The 14,048-nt window shown below is 69.4% G+C and carries 11 protein-coding genes; 6 read left to right on the top strand and 5 right to left on the bottom strand.

The genetic code is table 11. The features are described 5' to 3' along the window. The first annotated feature begins 32 nt into the window (after window positions 1-32). The 4 genes from G6N53_RS16030 to msrB all read left to right on the top strand — a co-directional run bounded on the left by G6N53_RS16030 (window position 33) and on the right by msrB (window position 4,184). Window positions 33-830 carry a pyrimidine reductase family protein gene (locus tag G6N53_RS16030; RefSeq protein WP_163889973.1) on the top strand — a complete coding sequence of 266 codons (798 nt, stop codon included), beginning with the start codon at window positions 33-35 and terminating at the stop codon, window positions 828-830. Window positions 831-853: 23 nt separating this feature from the next. Next, the gene (locus G6N53_RS16025; RefSeq protein ID WP_163889971.1) at window positions 854-2,437 is read left to right on the top strand and encodes an alpha/beta fold hydrolase; all 1,584 of its coding nucleotides are present in this window, start codon (window positions 854-856) and stop codon (window positions 2,435-2,437) included. Between the two features lie 66 nt (window positions 2,438-2,503). After that, a complete protein-coding gene (gene aftC / locus G6N53_RS16020; protein WP_163895946.1) occupies window positions 2,504-3,757 on the top strand; it encodes an arabinofuranan 3-O-arabinosyltransferase in 1,254 nt (417 codons plus the stop codon). Window positions 3,758-3,767: 10 nt separating this feature from the next. Then, a complete protein-coding gene (gene msrB / locus G6N53_RS16015; RefSeq protein ID WP_163889969.1) occupies window positions 3,768-4,184 on the top strand; it encodes a peptide-methionine (R)-S-oxide reductase MsrB in 417 nt (138 codons plus the stop codon). Here the strand turns inward: msrB and G6N53_RS16010 are convergent. From G6N53_RS16010 to hemE, 4 genes are all read right to left on the bottom strand, one after another. After that, on the bottom strand, window positions 4,136-6,517 hold the full coding sequence (locus G6N53_RS16010) for a putative bifunctional diguanylate cyclase/phosphodiesterase (protein WP_163889967.1): 2,382 nt from the start codon (window positions 6,515-6,517) through the stop codon (window positions 4,136-4,138). The two genes, msrB and G6N53_RS16010, sit on opposite strands and share 49 nt — an antisense overlap. Before the next feature lie 162 nt (window positions 6,518-6,679). Then, the gene (gene hemQ, locus G6N53_RS16005) at window positions 6,680-7,384 is read right to left on the bottom strand and encodes a hydrogen peroxide-dependent heme synthase (protein ID WP_163889963.1); all 705 of its coding nucleotides are present in this window, start codon (window positions 7,382-7,384) and stop codon (window positions 6,680-6,682) included. Window positions 7,385-7,511: 127 nt separating this feature from the next. Further along, complete coding sequence (locus tag G6N53_RS16000) at window positions 7,512-8,882, bottom strand: protoporphyrinogen oxidase (RefSeq protein ID WP_163889961.1); 1,371 nt, start codon at window positions 8,880-8,882, stop codon at window positions 7,512-7,514. Then, entirely contained in the window at window positions 8,882-9,946 is a 1,065-nt protein-coding gene (gene hemE / locus G6N53_RS15995) for a uroporphyrinogen decarboxylase (protein ID WP_163889959.1), read from the bottom strand. Before hemE ends, G6N53_RS16000 begins: the two co-directional genes overlap by 1 nt. Before the next feature lie 130 nt (window positions 9,947-10,076). Between hemE and G6N53_RS15990 the strand changes: the two genes are divergently transcribed. Together G6N53_RS15990 and G6N53_RS15985 are read left to right on the top strand one after the other, a co-directional pair. Further along, window positions 10,077-10,613 (top strand): DUF3000 domain-containing protein, encoded by a 537-nt coding sequence (locus G6N53_RS15990; RefSeq protein WP_237166751.1) that lies wholly within the window; start codon window positions 10,077-10,079, stop codon window positions 10,611-10,613. Window positions 10,614-10,617: 4 nt separating this feature from the next. Beyond that, a complete protein-coding gene (locus G6N53_RS15985) occupies window positions 10,618-11,907 on the top strand; it encodes an HRDC domain-containing protein (RefSeq protein ID WP_163889955.1) in 1,290 nt (429 codons plus the stop codon). On the opposite strand, the gene G6N53_RS15980 is transcribed toward G6N53_RS15985, so the two are convergent. After that, complete coding sequence (locus G6N53_RS15980; protein ID WP_163889953.1) at window positions 11,879-14,044, bottom strand: thiamine pyrophosphate-dependent enzyme; 2,166 nt, start codon at window positions 14,042-14,044, stop codon at window positions 11,879-11,881. The genes G6N53_RS15985 and G6N53_RS15980 overlap by 29 nt on opposite strands. Window positions 14,045-14,048 lie beyond the last annotated feature (4 nt).

Genomic DNA, 14,048 nt, shown 5'->3' with positions numbered 1-14,048 from the left:
AGGCACCTTAACGGCGTGCTGTGATTCTTCGTATGTCCGGCGACGGTGACGGGACGCAGTTCACAGTGCTGGGCCGGATCGACGAGCTCGGCCCGGGTGGACTCGCGCAGCTCTACGCCTACCCGTCCGACCTGCGGTCGTACTGGGTGCGGGGCAACATGATCGCCTCCCTCGACGGCGGCGCGACCAGCGACGGCAAGTCCGGGGCGCTGGGCGCGGCCGGTGACCGGGCGGTGTTCGTGGCACTGCGCGCGGTCGCCGACGTGATCGTGGTCGGTGCGTCCACCGCGCGGGTGGAGAATTACGCGGGGGTGCAGCTCAGCGCGTCGCAGCGGCAGTCCCGGCGCGACCGCGGCCAGGCCGAGGTGCCGCCGATCGCGGTGCTGACCCGGTCTGGACACCTGGAGCACGACGCGCGATTGCTGCGGCACACCGAGGTGACGCCGCTGATCCTGACCAGCACCGACGCGGTCTCCGACACCGAAACGCGCCTCGGTGGGCTCGCCGAGGTCCTCGACGCCTCCGGCGACCGGCCCGACTCGGTGGATCTGCGCACCGCACTCGCGCTGCTGGCCGAGCGGGGGCTGAGGCGCGTGCTGACCGAGGGTGGCCCCGGGGTTTTGGGCATGTTCACCGCCGAGGAGGTACTCGACGAGATGTGCCTGACGGTGGCCCCGGTGCTCGTCGGTGGCGCGTCGCAGCGCATCGTGACCGGGCCCGCAGAGGTACACACCGCGATGCGGCTGCGCCATGCGCTCACCGACGACGACGGCTATCTCTACCTGCGCTACAGCCGGTCCGGACCGGCGCGCTCCGGCGCAGCTCAGTGATACCGGTCAGTACTGTGGTCGGCATGCGTCGTCTGCTGCGTGCCCCGGGCACTCGAGGCTCCGTGCTTGCGGTGGTGGTCTCGGTGGTGTCACTCGTACTGGCAGGCTGCTCACCCGGCCTCGCGGCAAACCCGCGCTACGCCACCGACTCCGGGGCCGGCCCCCAGGGGCAGGCCCCGCCCGCCCCGCCGTCGGACGGGCCGCCGGGAATCGAAGCCCCGAAGAACGAGCTGTCGTGGCGGGAATGCACGTCGCGGCTGTTCAGCGACGCCGAGCTCGACCCGGTCCCCGGCGTCTCGCTGGAGTGCGCCAGCTACGACGCCGACCTCGACCCCATTAACGGGGCCACTGGGACCGTCAGCATCGGGGTGGTGCGCGCCAGATCCGCACAGACGCCCGCCGACGCCGGACCGCTGGTGATGACCACCGGATCGGATCTGCCGTCGTCGGTTCAGCTTCCGGTGTGGCTGTCCCGGGCGGGTACCGATGTGCTGGCCGGCAACCCGATCGTGTCGGTGGACCGCCGCGGCATCGGCATGTCCGGCGCGCTGGATTGCCGCGACCTCTACGACCGCCAGGAGATGTTCGAGCAGGCCCAGTTCCAGACCGGTGACGACCCGGTGGCCAACCTCCGCGCGGTCACCGTCACAGCCACCACGAACTGCACCGACACCATCGCTCCCGGCGATTCGGCCTACGACAACGCGCACGCCGCCGAAGACCTCGAACGCCTGCGCACCACCTGGGACGTGCCCGCGTTGGCGCTGCTCGGCGTCGGCAACGGCGCCCAGGTGGCGCTGGCCTACGCGGGATCACACCCGAACAAGGTGGCCCGGCTCGTCCTGGATTCGCCACTGCCTCTCGGGATCGCCGCCGAGGCCGCCACCGAGCAGCGGGTGAAGGGCGAGCAGGCCGCCCTCGATGCGTGGGCCACCCAGTGCGCCGCTGCGGGCTGCCCGTTGGGCGCCGACCCCAAGGCCGCCGTCGACGCGGTGCTGGAATCGGCGGCGCAGGGCCGCGGTCCCGGGGGCGCCTCGGTGGCCGGCGTCGCCGCCGCCATCTCCACGGCGCTGGGCTATCCGCAGGGCGAGAGGGTGGATGCCGGAAACGAACTGGCCCTGGCGATCGCCGACGCCCGCTCCGGCAATACCAGCAGACTGAACGATCTGATCAACCAGGCGGAGTCGCTGCGCCAGACCGACGGCCAGTTCGTCAACAAGTGCAGTGACGCCCTCAACCGGCCCACCCCCGACCGGGTTCGTGAACTCGTCGTCGCCTGGGACGACCTGTATCCACAGTTCGGCAGGGTCGGCGCGTTGGACATGGTGAAGTGCCTGAACTGGCCCAGCGGCAGCGCACCGGCCGAACCGACAGGTCTCGAGATCCCGACACTGCTGCTCGGCGTGCAGAACAATCCCATCGTCGGCAACGAAGGCGTCGCCGCCGTCGCGGCCACCGCGATCAACGCCGGATCGTCCAACCGGAGGGTCATGTGGCAGGGCATCGGCCACGGCGCCAGCATCTACACGCCGTGCGCGCTGCCCCCGGTGATCGCCTACCTCGATTCGGGCGAGTTGCCACCGACCGACACGTACTGCCCGGCCTGACGTAGGCCATGTCGCCGCGGGGCGCCCCGGATCGTCGGGTACGGTGCGCACGTGCGTGATCTTGTAATGGGCCCGTTCCGGCCCCGCACCTCTCCCCCGAGCACCGCGTCGGTGCTGCGGTCGATCCTGTGGCCGCTGGCGATCCTGTCGGTCATCCACCGCAGCTTCGTGCTCGCCACCAACGGCTACATCACCGACGACTTCGCGCCCGTCTACCGGGCGGTGGTGAACTTCAAGCTCGGCCTGGACATCTACAACGAGAACTTCAACCACGTCGACCCGCACTACCTCTACCCGCCCGGCGGCACACTGATCATGGCGCCGTTCGGTTATCTGCCGGTCGAGGCGTCGCGGTACTGGTTCATCTTCTTCAACACGCTCGCCATCGTGCTCGCGGCCTATTTTCTGCTGCGGCTGTTCAACTACACCCTCGCCTCGGTGGCCGCGCCGGCGTTGTTGCTGGCGATGTTCTGCACCGAGAACGTCACCAACACCCTGGTTTTCGCGAACATCAACGGGCCGATCCTGTTGCTGGAGGTGCTGTTCTTCCGGTGGCTGCTCGACAAGAACCGGAGCCACGAATGGTGGGCCGGCGTGGCCATTGGGTTGACGTTGGTGGTCAAACCGCTGCTGGCGCCACTGCTGTTGCTACCGCTGCTCAACCGACAGTGGCGGGCTTTGGTGACCGCGTTCGCCGTCCCGGCCGTATTCAATGCCGCGGCCTGGCCGCTGATCAGCGACCCGATGAGCTTTGTCACCCGCACGCTGCCGTACATCATGTCCACCCGCGACTACTTCAACAGCTCGATCCTGGGCAACGGGGTGTACTACGGGCTGCCGATGTGGCTGATCATGCTGCTGCGCGTGGCCTTCGCCGTGCTCGGCGCGGCGTCGCTGTGGCTGCTGTACCGGTACTACCGCACCCGCGATCCGCTGTTCTGGATGCTGACCTCGTCGGGCGTGCTGCTGCTGACGTCGTGGCTGGTGCTCTCACTGGGCCAGGGCTACTACTCGATGATGCTGTTCCCGTTCCTGATGACCGTGGTACTGCCGAACTCGGCGATCCGCAGCTGGGTGGCCTGGTTGGCGATCTACGGTTTCACCACGATGGACCGCTGGCTGCTCGGACACTGGCCGACGACCGGACGCGCGCTGGAATACCTGAAGATCACCTACGGCTGGTCGTTGCTGTCGATCGTGGTGTTCGTGGTGCTGCTGTTCCGCTATCTCGATGCCAGGGATGACGACCGACTCGACGACGGCATCGACCCGCAATGGGTCACCCCGCTCACCCCCACCGGGGCCAGACCCGGCGGGTAACCTCGGAGCCATGACAGCGACAGGCCCCAAACTGGTGCTGAGCGACGACCAGTGGCGCGAGCGACTCAACCCGGAGGAGTTCGCGGTGCTGCGCCGGGCTGGCACCGAGCGACCCTTCACCGGCGAGTACACCGACACCAAGACCGAAGGTGTCTACGAGTGCCGCGCATGCGGCGCCGAACTGTTCCGCAGCACCGAGAAGTTCGAATCCCATTGCGGCTGGCCCTCTTTCTTCGACCCGGCCGATACCGACGCGGTGATCCTGCGCTCCGACGACTCGTTGGGCATGCACCGCGTCGAGGTGGTGTGCGCCAACTGTCACAGCCACCTCGGACACGTCTTCGAAGGTGAGGGCTACCCGACACCGACCGACCAGCGCTACTGCATCAACTCGATCTCTTTGCGCCTGAAGCCCTCAGCCGGGTAGTCGTCGGCGCACACGGGCTCCCCCGTGTCGCATGCCTGCCGCGTGGACCGCAACAGCGCCAACATCGCCTCGGGGTCCAGCGGCCGGCTGTAGTGGAAACCCTGGGCGATGTCGCAGCCGTAGGCGAGCAACTCGGCTGCGGTCTCGGCGTCCTCGACCCCCTCGGCGACCGGCGTCACCCCCAGCACGTGGGCCAGGTCGATTACGGCTCGCACGATCGCCGCCGACGTCGGCTGGGTCAGGATGGGCGTGATGAACTCCCGGTCGAGCTTGACCTCGTCAATCGGGAACTCGCGCAGGTACCACAGTGCCGAGTAACCGCTGCCGAAGTCGTCGATCGCGATGCGGATTCCGCAGTCCCGCAGCTTGGCGAACACCGAGCGGGTCTCGGCCATGTTCTCGAGCAGCACGTCCTCGGTGATCTCGACGGTCAGTGTGTCGGGCGACAGCCCGGTACGTTCCAGCGCCCGCATGATCTGCGCCGGCAGATCGGTGTCGCTGATGGACGGGGCGAACACGTTCACAGCGACGGGCACCCCGACGCCGTTGGCGTACCACTCGGCCGCGTCGTCCAGCGCGAGGTCCAGCATCACCGACGTCACCGATTCCATCAGGCCGTGCTCACGTACCAGCGGAAGAAACTCGTCCGGAACGAGTAGCCCGTACCGCGGGTGCGGCCAGCGGACCAGCGCCTCTGCCCCCACGATCCGCCCGGTGCGAACCTCGAACTTCGGTTGGTACACCGCGCTCAGACCTCGGTGTTCGATGGCGTGCCGCAACTCGCCGAGCAGCCGCGCCGAGCCTCCCCCGACCGCACCGTTTCGCTGCGGGTCGGCCGCCGGCGAAACACACTCGAGGCCACGGTGCAGTTCCATGTCCGGCGCGTACGCGACGAGTTGCCTGGACCGGGATCGTTTGGCCGTGTACATCGCGACATCGGCCCGCTTGAGCAGTTCGTCGGCCGTGAGCGCCGCGTCGGTGAATCCTGCCACCGCCAACCCGACGCTGGGTCGCACCAGAAGGTCCTGCCCGTCGATGTCGAAGGACCGGTCGAAGGCGTGCACGACATGCTGCGCCGCCTCCCGGGTCGCCGCAGCATCACCTTCCATCAGCACCGCGAACTCATCGCCGCCCAGACGGGCGACGGTGTCGCCGGCCCGCACCGTCGCGGCCAGCCGCTCCCCCACCCGGACCAGCATGGCGTCTCCCGCCGGATGCCCCAGGCTGTCGTTGACCAGCTTGAAGTCGTCGAGGTCGATCAGCAGCACCCCTACCGAGAGGCGCTCACTGCGGTGCAGGTGCATCGCGTGCTCCAGCCGATCCTGGAACAGGGTCCTGTTGGCCAGCCCGGTCAGCGGGTCGCGCATCAACTGGTCCGAAACCTCTGCCAGCAGGCGGCGGTTCTCGGTGAGAAGCAGGAGCTGACGGATCATCACCGCGAACACCGTGATGATCCCCACGATGTACAGCGCGCCCAGCGTCGGGACCAGGACCGGAGCACACAACGCCACGGCGATCGTGACGGGCACGAACGGCAACGACATCGATGCGCGCGACGGTACCCGCGGCCGGGCCCGTACCGACATCGGCCGTGTCCGCCCGTCGAGCATCGCCGCTCCCGCGATGGCCAGGAAACCCCAGGCGTACCCGAGCGAGATCGCTTCGTAGTACTGGCCTTCCACTGCTGTCACATACGCGTACGCGGTGTCCGCGATCATGATCAACACCAGGCCCAGCGTGAGCATCACCATCATCGACCGGTCCTCGGACGGCACGCGGACCAGCAACAGCAGCGCGATGGTGACCAGCGCGATCCCGGCGACGGGATAGGCAAGCGTCAGCGCCATCGACAATGCGTCCTGCACCCTGACCGTGTAGATGCTGTCCAGGAGTGTCACCCACATCGCTCCGAAGAGGGCACCGGCCACGATCACGCCGTCGAGCAGCACCCGCAGCCTCATCGACCGTGGGTGGTCGCCCAGGAAGAACAGCAGCGCCAAACCGGCGCCGACCGGCAGCAGGGCGTACCCCACGTCGGCGACCGACTGGAATTGCAGCGTCCCGTGAACCAGGCCGATGTAGCCCCAGACCAGTTGGCCGGCGGCGAAGCCACCGGCACCCACGCCCATGCAGATCCATGCTGTGCGGCGCCTGCCCTGCGCCCGCCGGGCGGCTGCCAACGCACATCCCACGGCGAACAGCGCGAACGCCGACATCACCAGATCGGCGCCGAACCGGACCGTCGGGTGAGTGCTCCAGCTGGTCAGTTGCAACACGGAGAAGCCGGCACCCACGGCGAAGAGGGCTGCCACCACCGGTCTGGGGTTCGGCACCGGACGATGCTAGCAACCTGCACAGCGGCCAGGGCATTTTTTGACGTCAACGTCATAGAGCGGTTACGCGTCGAAGAGGGCCAGACAGCGGGAACAACAGGCAGGCGGCAGGCTAGCCTAACCATTGGTCAACGGCCGCGGTGGCCGCTTCTCAGCAAATAGTCACGGCAGCGCGGTGACCAGTTTCTCCACCGACACCCGCGGCCCGGTGTAGAACGGTGTCTCCTCGCGCACGTGCCGGCGAGCGTCGGTGGCACGCAGGTCGCGCATCAGGTCGACGATCCGGTGGAGCTCCGGGGCCTCGAATGCCAGCAGCCACTCGTAGTCACCCAACGCGAACGCGGGCACCGTGTTGGCCCGCACGTCCTTGTAGCCGCGCGCTGCCATCCCGTGCTCGGACAGCATGCGGCGCCGCTCGTCGTCGGGCAGCAGATACCACTCCAGTGACCGGACGAACGGGTAGACGCAGATGTAGGCACCCGGCTCCTCACCGGCCAGGAACGCCGGGATGTGACTCTTGTTGAACTCGGCCGGCCGGTGCAGCGCGACATTGCTCCACACCGGCGTCGACGCACGCCCGAGCGCGGTGGTGCGCCGGAAATCCGAGTACGTCGCCTGCAACGCCTCCACGTTCTCGGCGTGCGTCCACATCATGAAGTCCGCGTCGGCGCGCATCCCGGCGACGTCGTAGAGACCGCGCACCACCACGCCGTTGTCCTCTTGTTGCTTGAGGAACGTGGCGGTCTCGTCCACCACGGCCGCCCGTGCGTCGTCGTCGTAGGCCAGCGCGCCCGGCCGCACGGAGAACACCGAGAACATCAGGTAGCGGATGGTGGAGTTGAGGGTGTCGTAGTCGAGCTTGGCCATGCGCCCATCGTGCCACGGGCACACTCCCCGTCGCTTCGCTCGCCCCCGGTCACATCCCCCGTCGCTTCGCTCGCCCCCGGTCACATCCCCCGTCGCTTCGCTCGCCCCCGGTCACATCCCGCGTCGCTCAGCCTCCGGCGACCACCAGCCCGGCCACCGCCCGCGTCGCGGCCGCCACACAGGCAGGCACCCCGATCCCGTCCAGGTACGCGCCGGCCACCGCCAGCCCGGGGGGCAGGCCGGCACGCAGTTCGGCGACGACGTCGGCGTGGCCCGGCCCGTACTGCGGCATCGCGTCGATCCAGCGGGCCACCCGGTGTTCGACCGGCTCGACCGAGATGCCGAACAGCGTGTCGAGGTCCTGCCCGGACCATGTCAGCAACTCCTCGTCACCGATGGCACGCGCAGCGTGGGTTTCGGCGGCGTCACCGAACCGTCCGAACGACAGCCGCACCATCTCGAAGTTCCCGCGCCGCCCCCACTTGCGCGACGACAGCGTCACGGCCTTGGCGCGCAACCGCCCCGGGCCGGCGACCAGTACTCCGGACTGCTCGGGCAGCGGCGTTCCGCCCGGCAACGCCAGCGCCACCACCGCCGCCGAGGCCACCGGGATGCTGCGCGCAGCCGCCGCGCTGCGCGGGGCGAGCTCGGACACCAGCGCCGCAAGCCGCGGCGCGGGCACCGCGAGCACCACCGCGTCGGCGGGCCATCGGGTGCCTTCGTCGTCGGTCAGTTCCCATCGGCCCGACGCGCGGTCCACGCTGCCGACGGCCACCTGAGCCCAGCGCAGCCCGGAGCGGCGCACCAGCTCGTCGATCAGCACCGTGTAACCCCCGTCCACCGCGCCGAACACCGACCCGGTCAGCGGTGGGGGCAGCGCGGTGCGCACGGCGTCGGTCAAGCAGCGGGCGCCACGATCCAGCGCCGCGGCGACCGTCGGGGCCGCCGCGCGGATGCCGATGGTCGCCGACGAACCGGAGTACACCCCGGTCAGCAGAGGATCGACCGAGCGGACCACCACCTGCTCGCCGAAGCGTTCGCCGACGAGGTCGGCCACCGCCGGGTCGGCGCCGGGACGCCAGCTGAAAGGGCGCCGGGGTTCGTCGAGCATCCACCTGATCGTGGCGTCGTCGACCAGACCGGACAGTGCCTCGGGACGGGACGGGATGCCGTTGACGGTGTCGGTGGGCAGTGGATGCAGTCGGCCCTGGCTGTAGAGCAGCGGGCGCGCACCGGTGGTGGTGATCTGTTTGCCCGCAAGCCCCAACTCGGCCAGCAGCGCGGGCACTTCCGGCCTGCGCGCCACAAACGCCTCGGCGCCGACGTCGACCGGTTGGCCGCCGATCCGCTCGGTGCGCAGCACACCGCCGAGCCGGTCGGCGGGATCGAACACCGTGATAGCCGCGTCCGGCCCGACAGCCACCCGCAGCCGGTATGCCGCGACGAGACCCGAGATGCCGCCCCCGACAACGCAGTACTGGCGATGCCTGGTCGACATCACAGCTCGTGCACCAGTGCAACGGCGTCGGTGATCACCTCGGGATCGGTAGCGGGCAGCACACCGTGGCCCAGGTTGAACACGTGCCCGACGGCGCCGGCGTCCACTGCGCGCCTTCCGTCCTCGACGACGGCGCGTACGGCGCGCTGCACCACCGGCCAGCCCGCCATCAGCACCACCGGGTCGAGATTCCCCTGCAGCGCGCAGCCCCGCTGCACCCGGGCGGCGGCATCGGTCAGCGATGTCCGCCAGTCCACCCCGACCACCGCGGGCACTCCCCGCCCGGAGACCGCCTCCGACATCGCGCCCAGCAGCTCGGCGGTACCGACGCCGAAGTGCGTCATCGGCACGCCGTATCCGGCCAGTGACTCGAACACCCGCGTGCTGTGCGGCAGCACGTAGGAGCGGTAGTCGGCCAGCGACAGCGTGCCGGCCCAGGAGTCGAACACCTGGATGGCGTCCACGCCGGCGTCGAGCTGGGTTCGCAGGAACGCGATCGTCACGTCGGTCAGCGCCGTCATCAGTGCATGCCAGGTCGAGGACTCGCCCAGCATCATCGCCTTGGTGTGCTCGTGGTTGCGGCTCGGACCGCCTTCGACGAGATAGGACGCCAGGGTGAACGGGGCGCCGGCGAAGCCGATCAGCGGCACGTCGCCGAGCGCGGCGGTCAGCTGGCCGATCGCCGTGGCCACCGGGGCCACCTGCTGGGAGTCCAGCGGAGCGACGGTGCGGACGTCGGCACGGGTACGGATGGGGTGCTCGATCACCGGTCCGACATCGGGGACGATGTCGAGTGCGATCCCGGCGGCCCGCAGCGGCACCACGATGTCGGAGAACAGGATCGCGGCGTCGACGCCGTGCCTGCGCACCGGTTGCAGCGTGATCTCGGTGATCAGGTCGGCATCGAAACAGGCCTGCATCATCGTGTTCTCGGCGCGAAGCGCCCGGTACTCCGGCAGTGACCGCCCCGCCTGCCGCATCATCCACACCGGCACCCGGTGGGGTTTGCGGCCTGCGACGGCGGCCAGGTAGGGCGATTCAGGCAGCTCGCGGCGCGTGTTCATCGACACCCATGCTGCCATGGCCTGTCCGGTTCCTGATCGGCGCGCCTGCACCAAGAGCTGGACAAATGGACTACCGTCAGACGCCGTGACCACCGCCGAACCGGCTCAGTTCCGTGAAGCGGTGGCGGCGATGAACGCCACCACCGTGCGACCGGAGATCGAGCTGGGCCCGATCCGGCCGCCTCAGCGGCTGGCGCCGTTCAGCTACGCGCTGGGCGCCGAGGTCAGGCACGCCGAGACCGCGATCATCCCGGAACGCTCCGAGGGCGACGCCTTCGGCCGGCTGATTCTGCTGCACGACCCCGAAGGCGCGGAGGCGTGGGACGGCACCATGCGCCTGGTCGCCTACATCCAGGCCGATCTGGACTCCAGTGAAGCCGTCGACCCGTTGCTGCCCGAAGTCGCCTGGAGCTGGCTGGTCGACGCACTCGGAGAGCGGGCCGAGCACGTCACGGCGCTGGGCGGCACCGTCACCGCCACCACCTCGGTGCGCTACGGAGACATCTCCGGGCCACCCCGCGCCCATCAGCTCGAGCTGCGCGCCTCCTGGACCGCGACGACGCTGGAACTCGGTCCCCACGTGGAAGCCTTCTGCGAGGTCCTCGAGCACGCCGCCGGTCTGCCGCCCGACGGGGTGACCGATCTGGGCTCCCGCACCCGCGCCTGAGCACATGTCCGAACCCGAGACTGTCGGTTCCCCCGCGGAACCCCGAGCATCAGAGGTGTCCGGCGACGCCGAACAGGCCGAGCCCGACGCCACGCCGCTGCTGGCACCGCGGGACGGCGTCCCTGAGGTATCGGTCAGCCGCGATGAAATCGCCAGGGCAGCAAGAGCTTTGGCCGCCGGCACCGGACCGTTCGCCGTGGACGCCGAACGCGCGTCGGGTTTCCGCTACTCCAACCGCGCCTATCTGGTGCAGATCCGCCGGGCCGGGTCGGGCACCGTCCTGATCGACCCGGTCATGCACGGCGGGGACCCTGTCGCGGTGATGGCGCCGGTGGCCGAGGTGCTGGCCACCGACGAGTGGATTCTGCACGCCGCCGATCAGGACCTGCCGTGCCTCGCCGAGATCGGGATGCGTCCGACCACGCTGTTCGACACCGAACTCGCCGGCCGGCTCGCCAACTACGACCGGGTGAACCTAGCTGCGATGGTGCAGCGGTTACTCGGCCTGCAGCTGACCAAGGGTCACGGCGCCGCGGACTGGTCGAAGCGGCCGCTGCCCGCCGACTGGCTCAACTACGCGGCGCTGGACGTCGAGGTCCTCGTCGAGTTGCGGGACGCGATCGCGGCGGTGCTCTCCGAGCAGGGCAAATCTGATTGGGCCAGACAGGAATTCGAGTTCCTGCGGACCTTCGAAGCCACCCCCACCCGGCGCGACCGGTGGCGGCGCACGTCGGGGATCCACAAGGTCCGCGACGCCCGCACCCTGGCCGCGGTGCGGGAGCTCTGGACCGCCCGGGACCAGGTCGCCCGCCGCCGAGACATTGCCCCGGGGCGCATCCTGCCCGACAGCGCGATCATCAACGCCGCGACGGTGAATCCGGACAGCGTGGAGAAACTGACCGCGCTGCCGGTGTTCGGCGGGCCCAAACAGCGGCGCAGCGCCCAGATGTGGCTGGAGGCGCTGGCCCGCGCCCGCGTCACCACCGATCTGCCCAGCACCTCTGAAGCATCCAACGGCCCGCCGCCGGCATCGCGGTGGGCGCGGCGCAAGCCGGAGGCGGCCGCCCGGCTGGAGGCGGCGAGATCTGGTCTGACCGAACTGGCACAACGGATTTCCGTTCCCGCGGAGAATGTGCTGTCTCCCGATACCGTGCGGCGACTGTGCTGGGACTGGGAAGGCGCCGACGACATCGCGGCCGCGGTCGACGTGTTCCTGCGGGAGTGCAACGCCCGGCAGTGGCAACGCGAACTGGCGGTGCCGGTGCTCACCGAGGCGCTGTCCGCACCAGCTTGATCGCCGCGGCCTCGATGGTCTCCTCCGACAGCAACACCTCCAGTGCGGCATCGCCGAGCGGGATGAAGCTGTCGTAGCCGGCGACCCGCGCCAGCGCACCGCGGTACCCATGGTCGACCAGTGTGGTCACGATCCCTTCACCGACACCGCCGCTCTCGCGCGTCTCGTCGACGACGAGCACCCGCCCCGTCGCGTCGGCTTCGGCCAGGATGTCCTGCAACGGGAGGGGGGCCAGCCAGCGCAGGTCGACCACGCGTGCCCTGATGTCGAGGGCGAGAAGGCGACGTGCCACCCGCAGGCTCATCCGCAGCCCGTTGCCGAACGTCAGGATCGTCAGATCCCGGCCGTCGCCGTGGGTCCGGGCCCGACCGAGCGGCACCATCGCGCCGGAATCCGGTGCCAGCCAGAGTTCGTCGCCGTCGTCGTAGAGATCGCGGGTGTGATACAGCGCGATGGGCTCGATGAACAAGCACACGATTCCCGAGGACTGCGCGGCGGCGACGCAGGACCGCATCATCGCGGCGGCGTCGTCGGGGCGCGCCGGTGAGGCGATGACCACGCCGGGCAGGTCCCGGATGGCGGTGATCGAGTTGTCGTTGTGGAAGTGCCCGCCGAAGCCCTTCTGGTATCCGTAGCCCGCGATGCGCACCACCATCGGGTTGCGGTACTGCCGATCGGAGAAGAACTGCAGCGTGGCTCCCTCGCCGCGGATCTGGTCGGCGGCATTGTGCAGATACGCGAGATACTGGATCTCGGGAATCGGTAGCAGTCCGGACACCCCGGCGCCCAACGCCAGACCCAGGATCGCCTGCTCGTCGAGCAGCGTGTCGAACACCCGCGCCGTCCCGATCTTGGCCTGCAGGCCGCGGGTGACGCCGTACACGCCGCCCTTGCGGCCGACATCCTCGCCGAACACCAGTGCCTGGGGATGGTTCGTCAGCACGTCGAGCAGACCGCGGTTGATGGCCTGGGCGACGGTCAGCGCCGTGCCGTCGGCGGTGGCGCCCGGAACGGGCGCCGTCTGGGTCGCCGCGGTGGCCTCGTCGAGGGTACGGCGCAGCGGAGACATCACCGCATGGGCGTTGTCGAGTTGGGCGAGTTCGGCGACCTCGCCTGCCAGCGCGAGAACTTCGGCACGCTTGGCCTCGTAGCGCTCCAGGACCTCCGACGGGGTCAGCACACCCGCGCCGACGAGAAGGCGTGCGGTACACAGCACCGGGTCGCGGTCGTAGTCGGCGGTGATTTCGTCGGGTTTGCGATAGCCGCGCTCGAAATCCGAACCCGCGTGCCCCATCAGCCGCACGGTGCGCAGGTGCAGGAACGCCGGACGGCGTTGCACCCGGACGTATTCGGCCGCCTCGGCCGCTGTTGTCAGCACCGAGGGCAGGTCCGTGCCGTCGGCGGCGAAGTAGCGCAGGCCGGCACGGTCGCCGTAGGTGCGCGCGATCCACCCCTGGGGCGACTTGACGCTGATCCCGATGCCGTTGTCCTCGCACAACAACAGCAGCGGCATCGGCATACCCTGGTAGGAGCTGTGCAGCGCGGTGTTGATCGCCCCGACCGCCGTGGAGTGGTTCGCCGATGCGTCTCCGAAGCTGCACACCGCCAACGCGTCAGCCGGCCACGGGCATTCGACTCCCAGCTTGCGGGCGCGGGCGATCGAGAACGCGACGCCGACAGCCCGGGGCAGGTGCGACGCGATGGTCGATGTCTGCGGGATGACGTTGAGGTCGTGCCTACCGAAGACCTTGTGCCGGCCCCCGGAGATCGGTTCCTCCGTGGCGGCGACCATGCCGAGAAGCACATCCCGCAGCACGTCGCCACCGCTGCCCTGCCGCGCTCGGGCCAGGAAGAAACCTCCGGAGCGGTAGTGCAGCAACGCCGGATCGGTGACCCGCAGGGCAGCGGCGACGGCGGCGTTGCTCTCGTGTCCGGCCGATCCGATGGTGTAGAAGCCCAAGTTGCGCGACCGAAGCCAACGCGCGGCGAGGTCCAGGTGCCGGCTACCGAGCTGCGCATCGAAGATGTCGAGGCAGTCCTGCGCCGAGACCCCTTGTAAGACAGCGACGTCGGAAACAGACGGCGCCGTCAGCGACGAGACAGCCGCGGTGAAGTGTTCGTCGATCGGTTCGGCCATGGCA

Origin of the sequence: Mycolicibacterium hippocampi (genome assembly GCF_010723735.1) — a bacterium.
Taxonomy (GTDB): Bacteria; Actinomycetota; Actinomycetes; order Mycobacteriales; family Mycobacteriaceae; genus Mycobacterium; species Mycobacterium hippocampi.
Note: the sequence above shows the minus strand (reverse complement) of the source record. Positions and strands in the feature narration are given on the sequence as shown.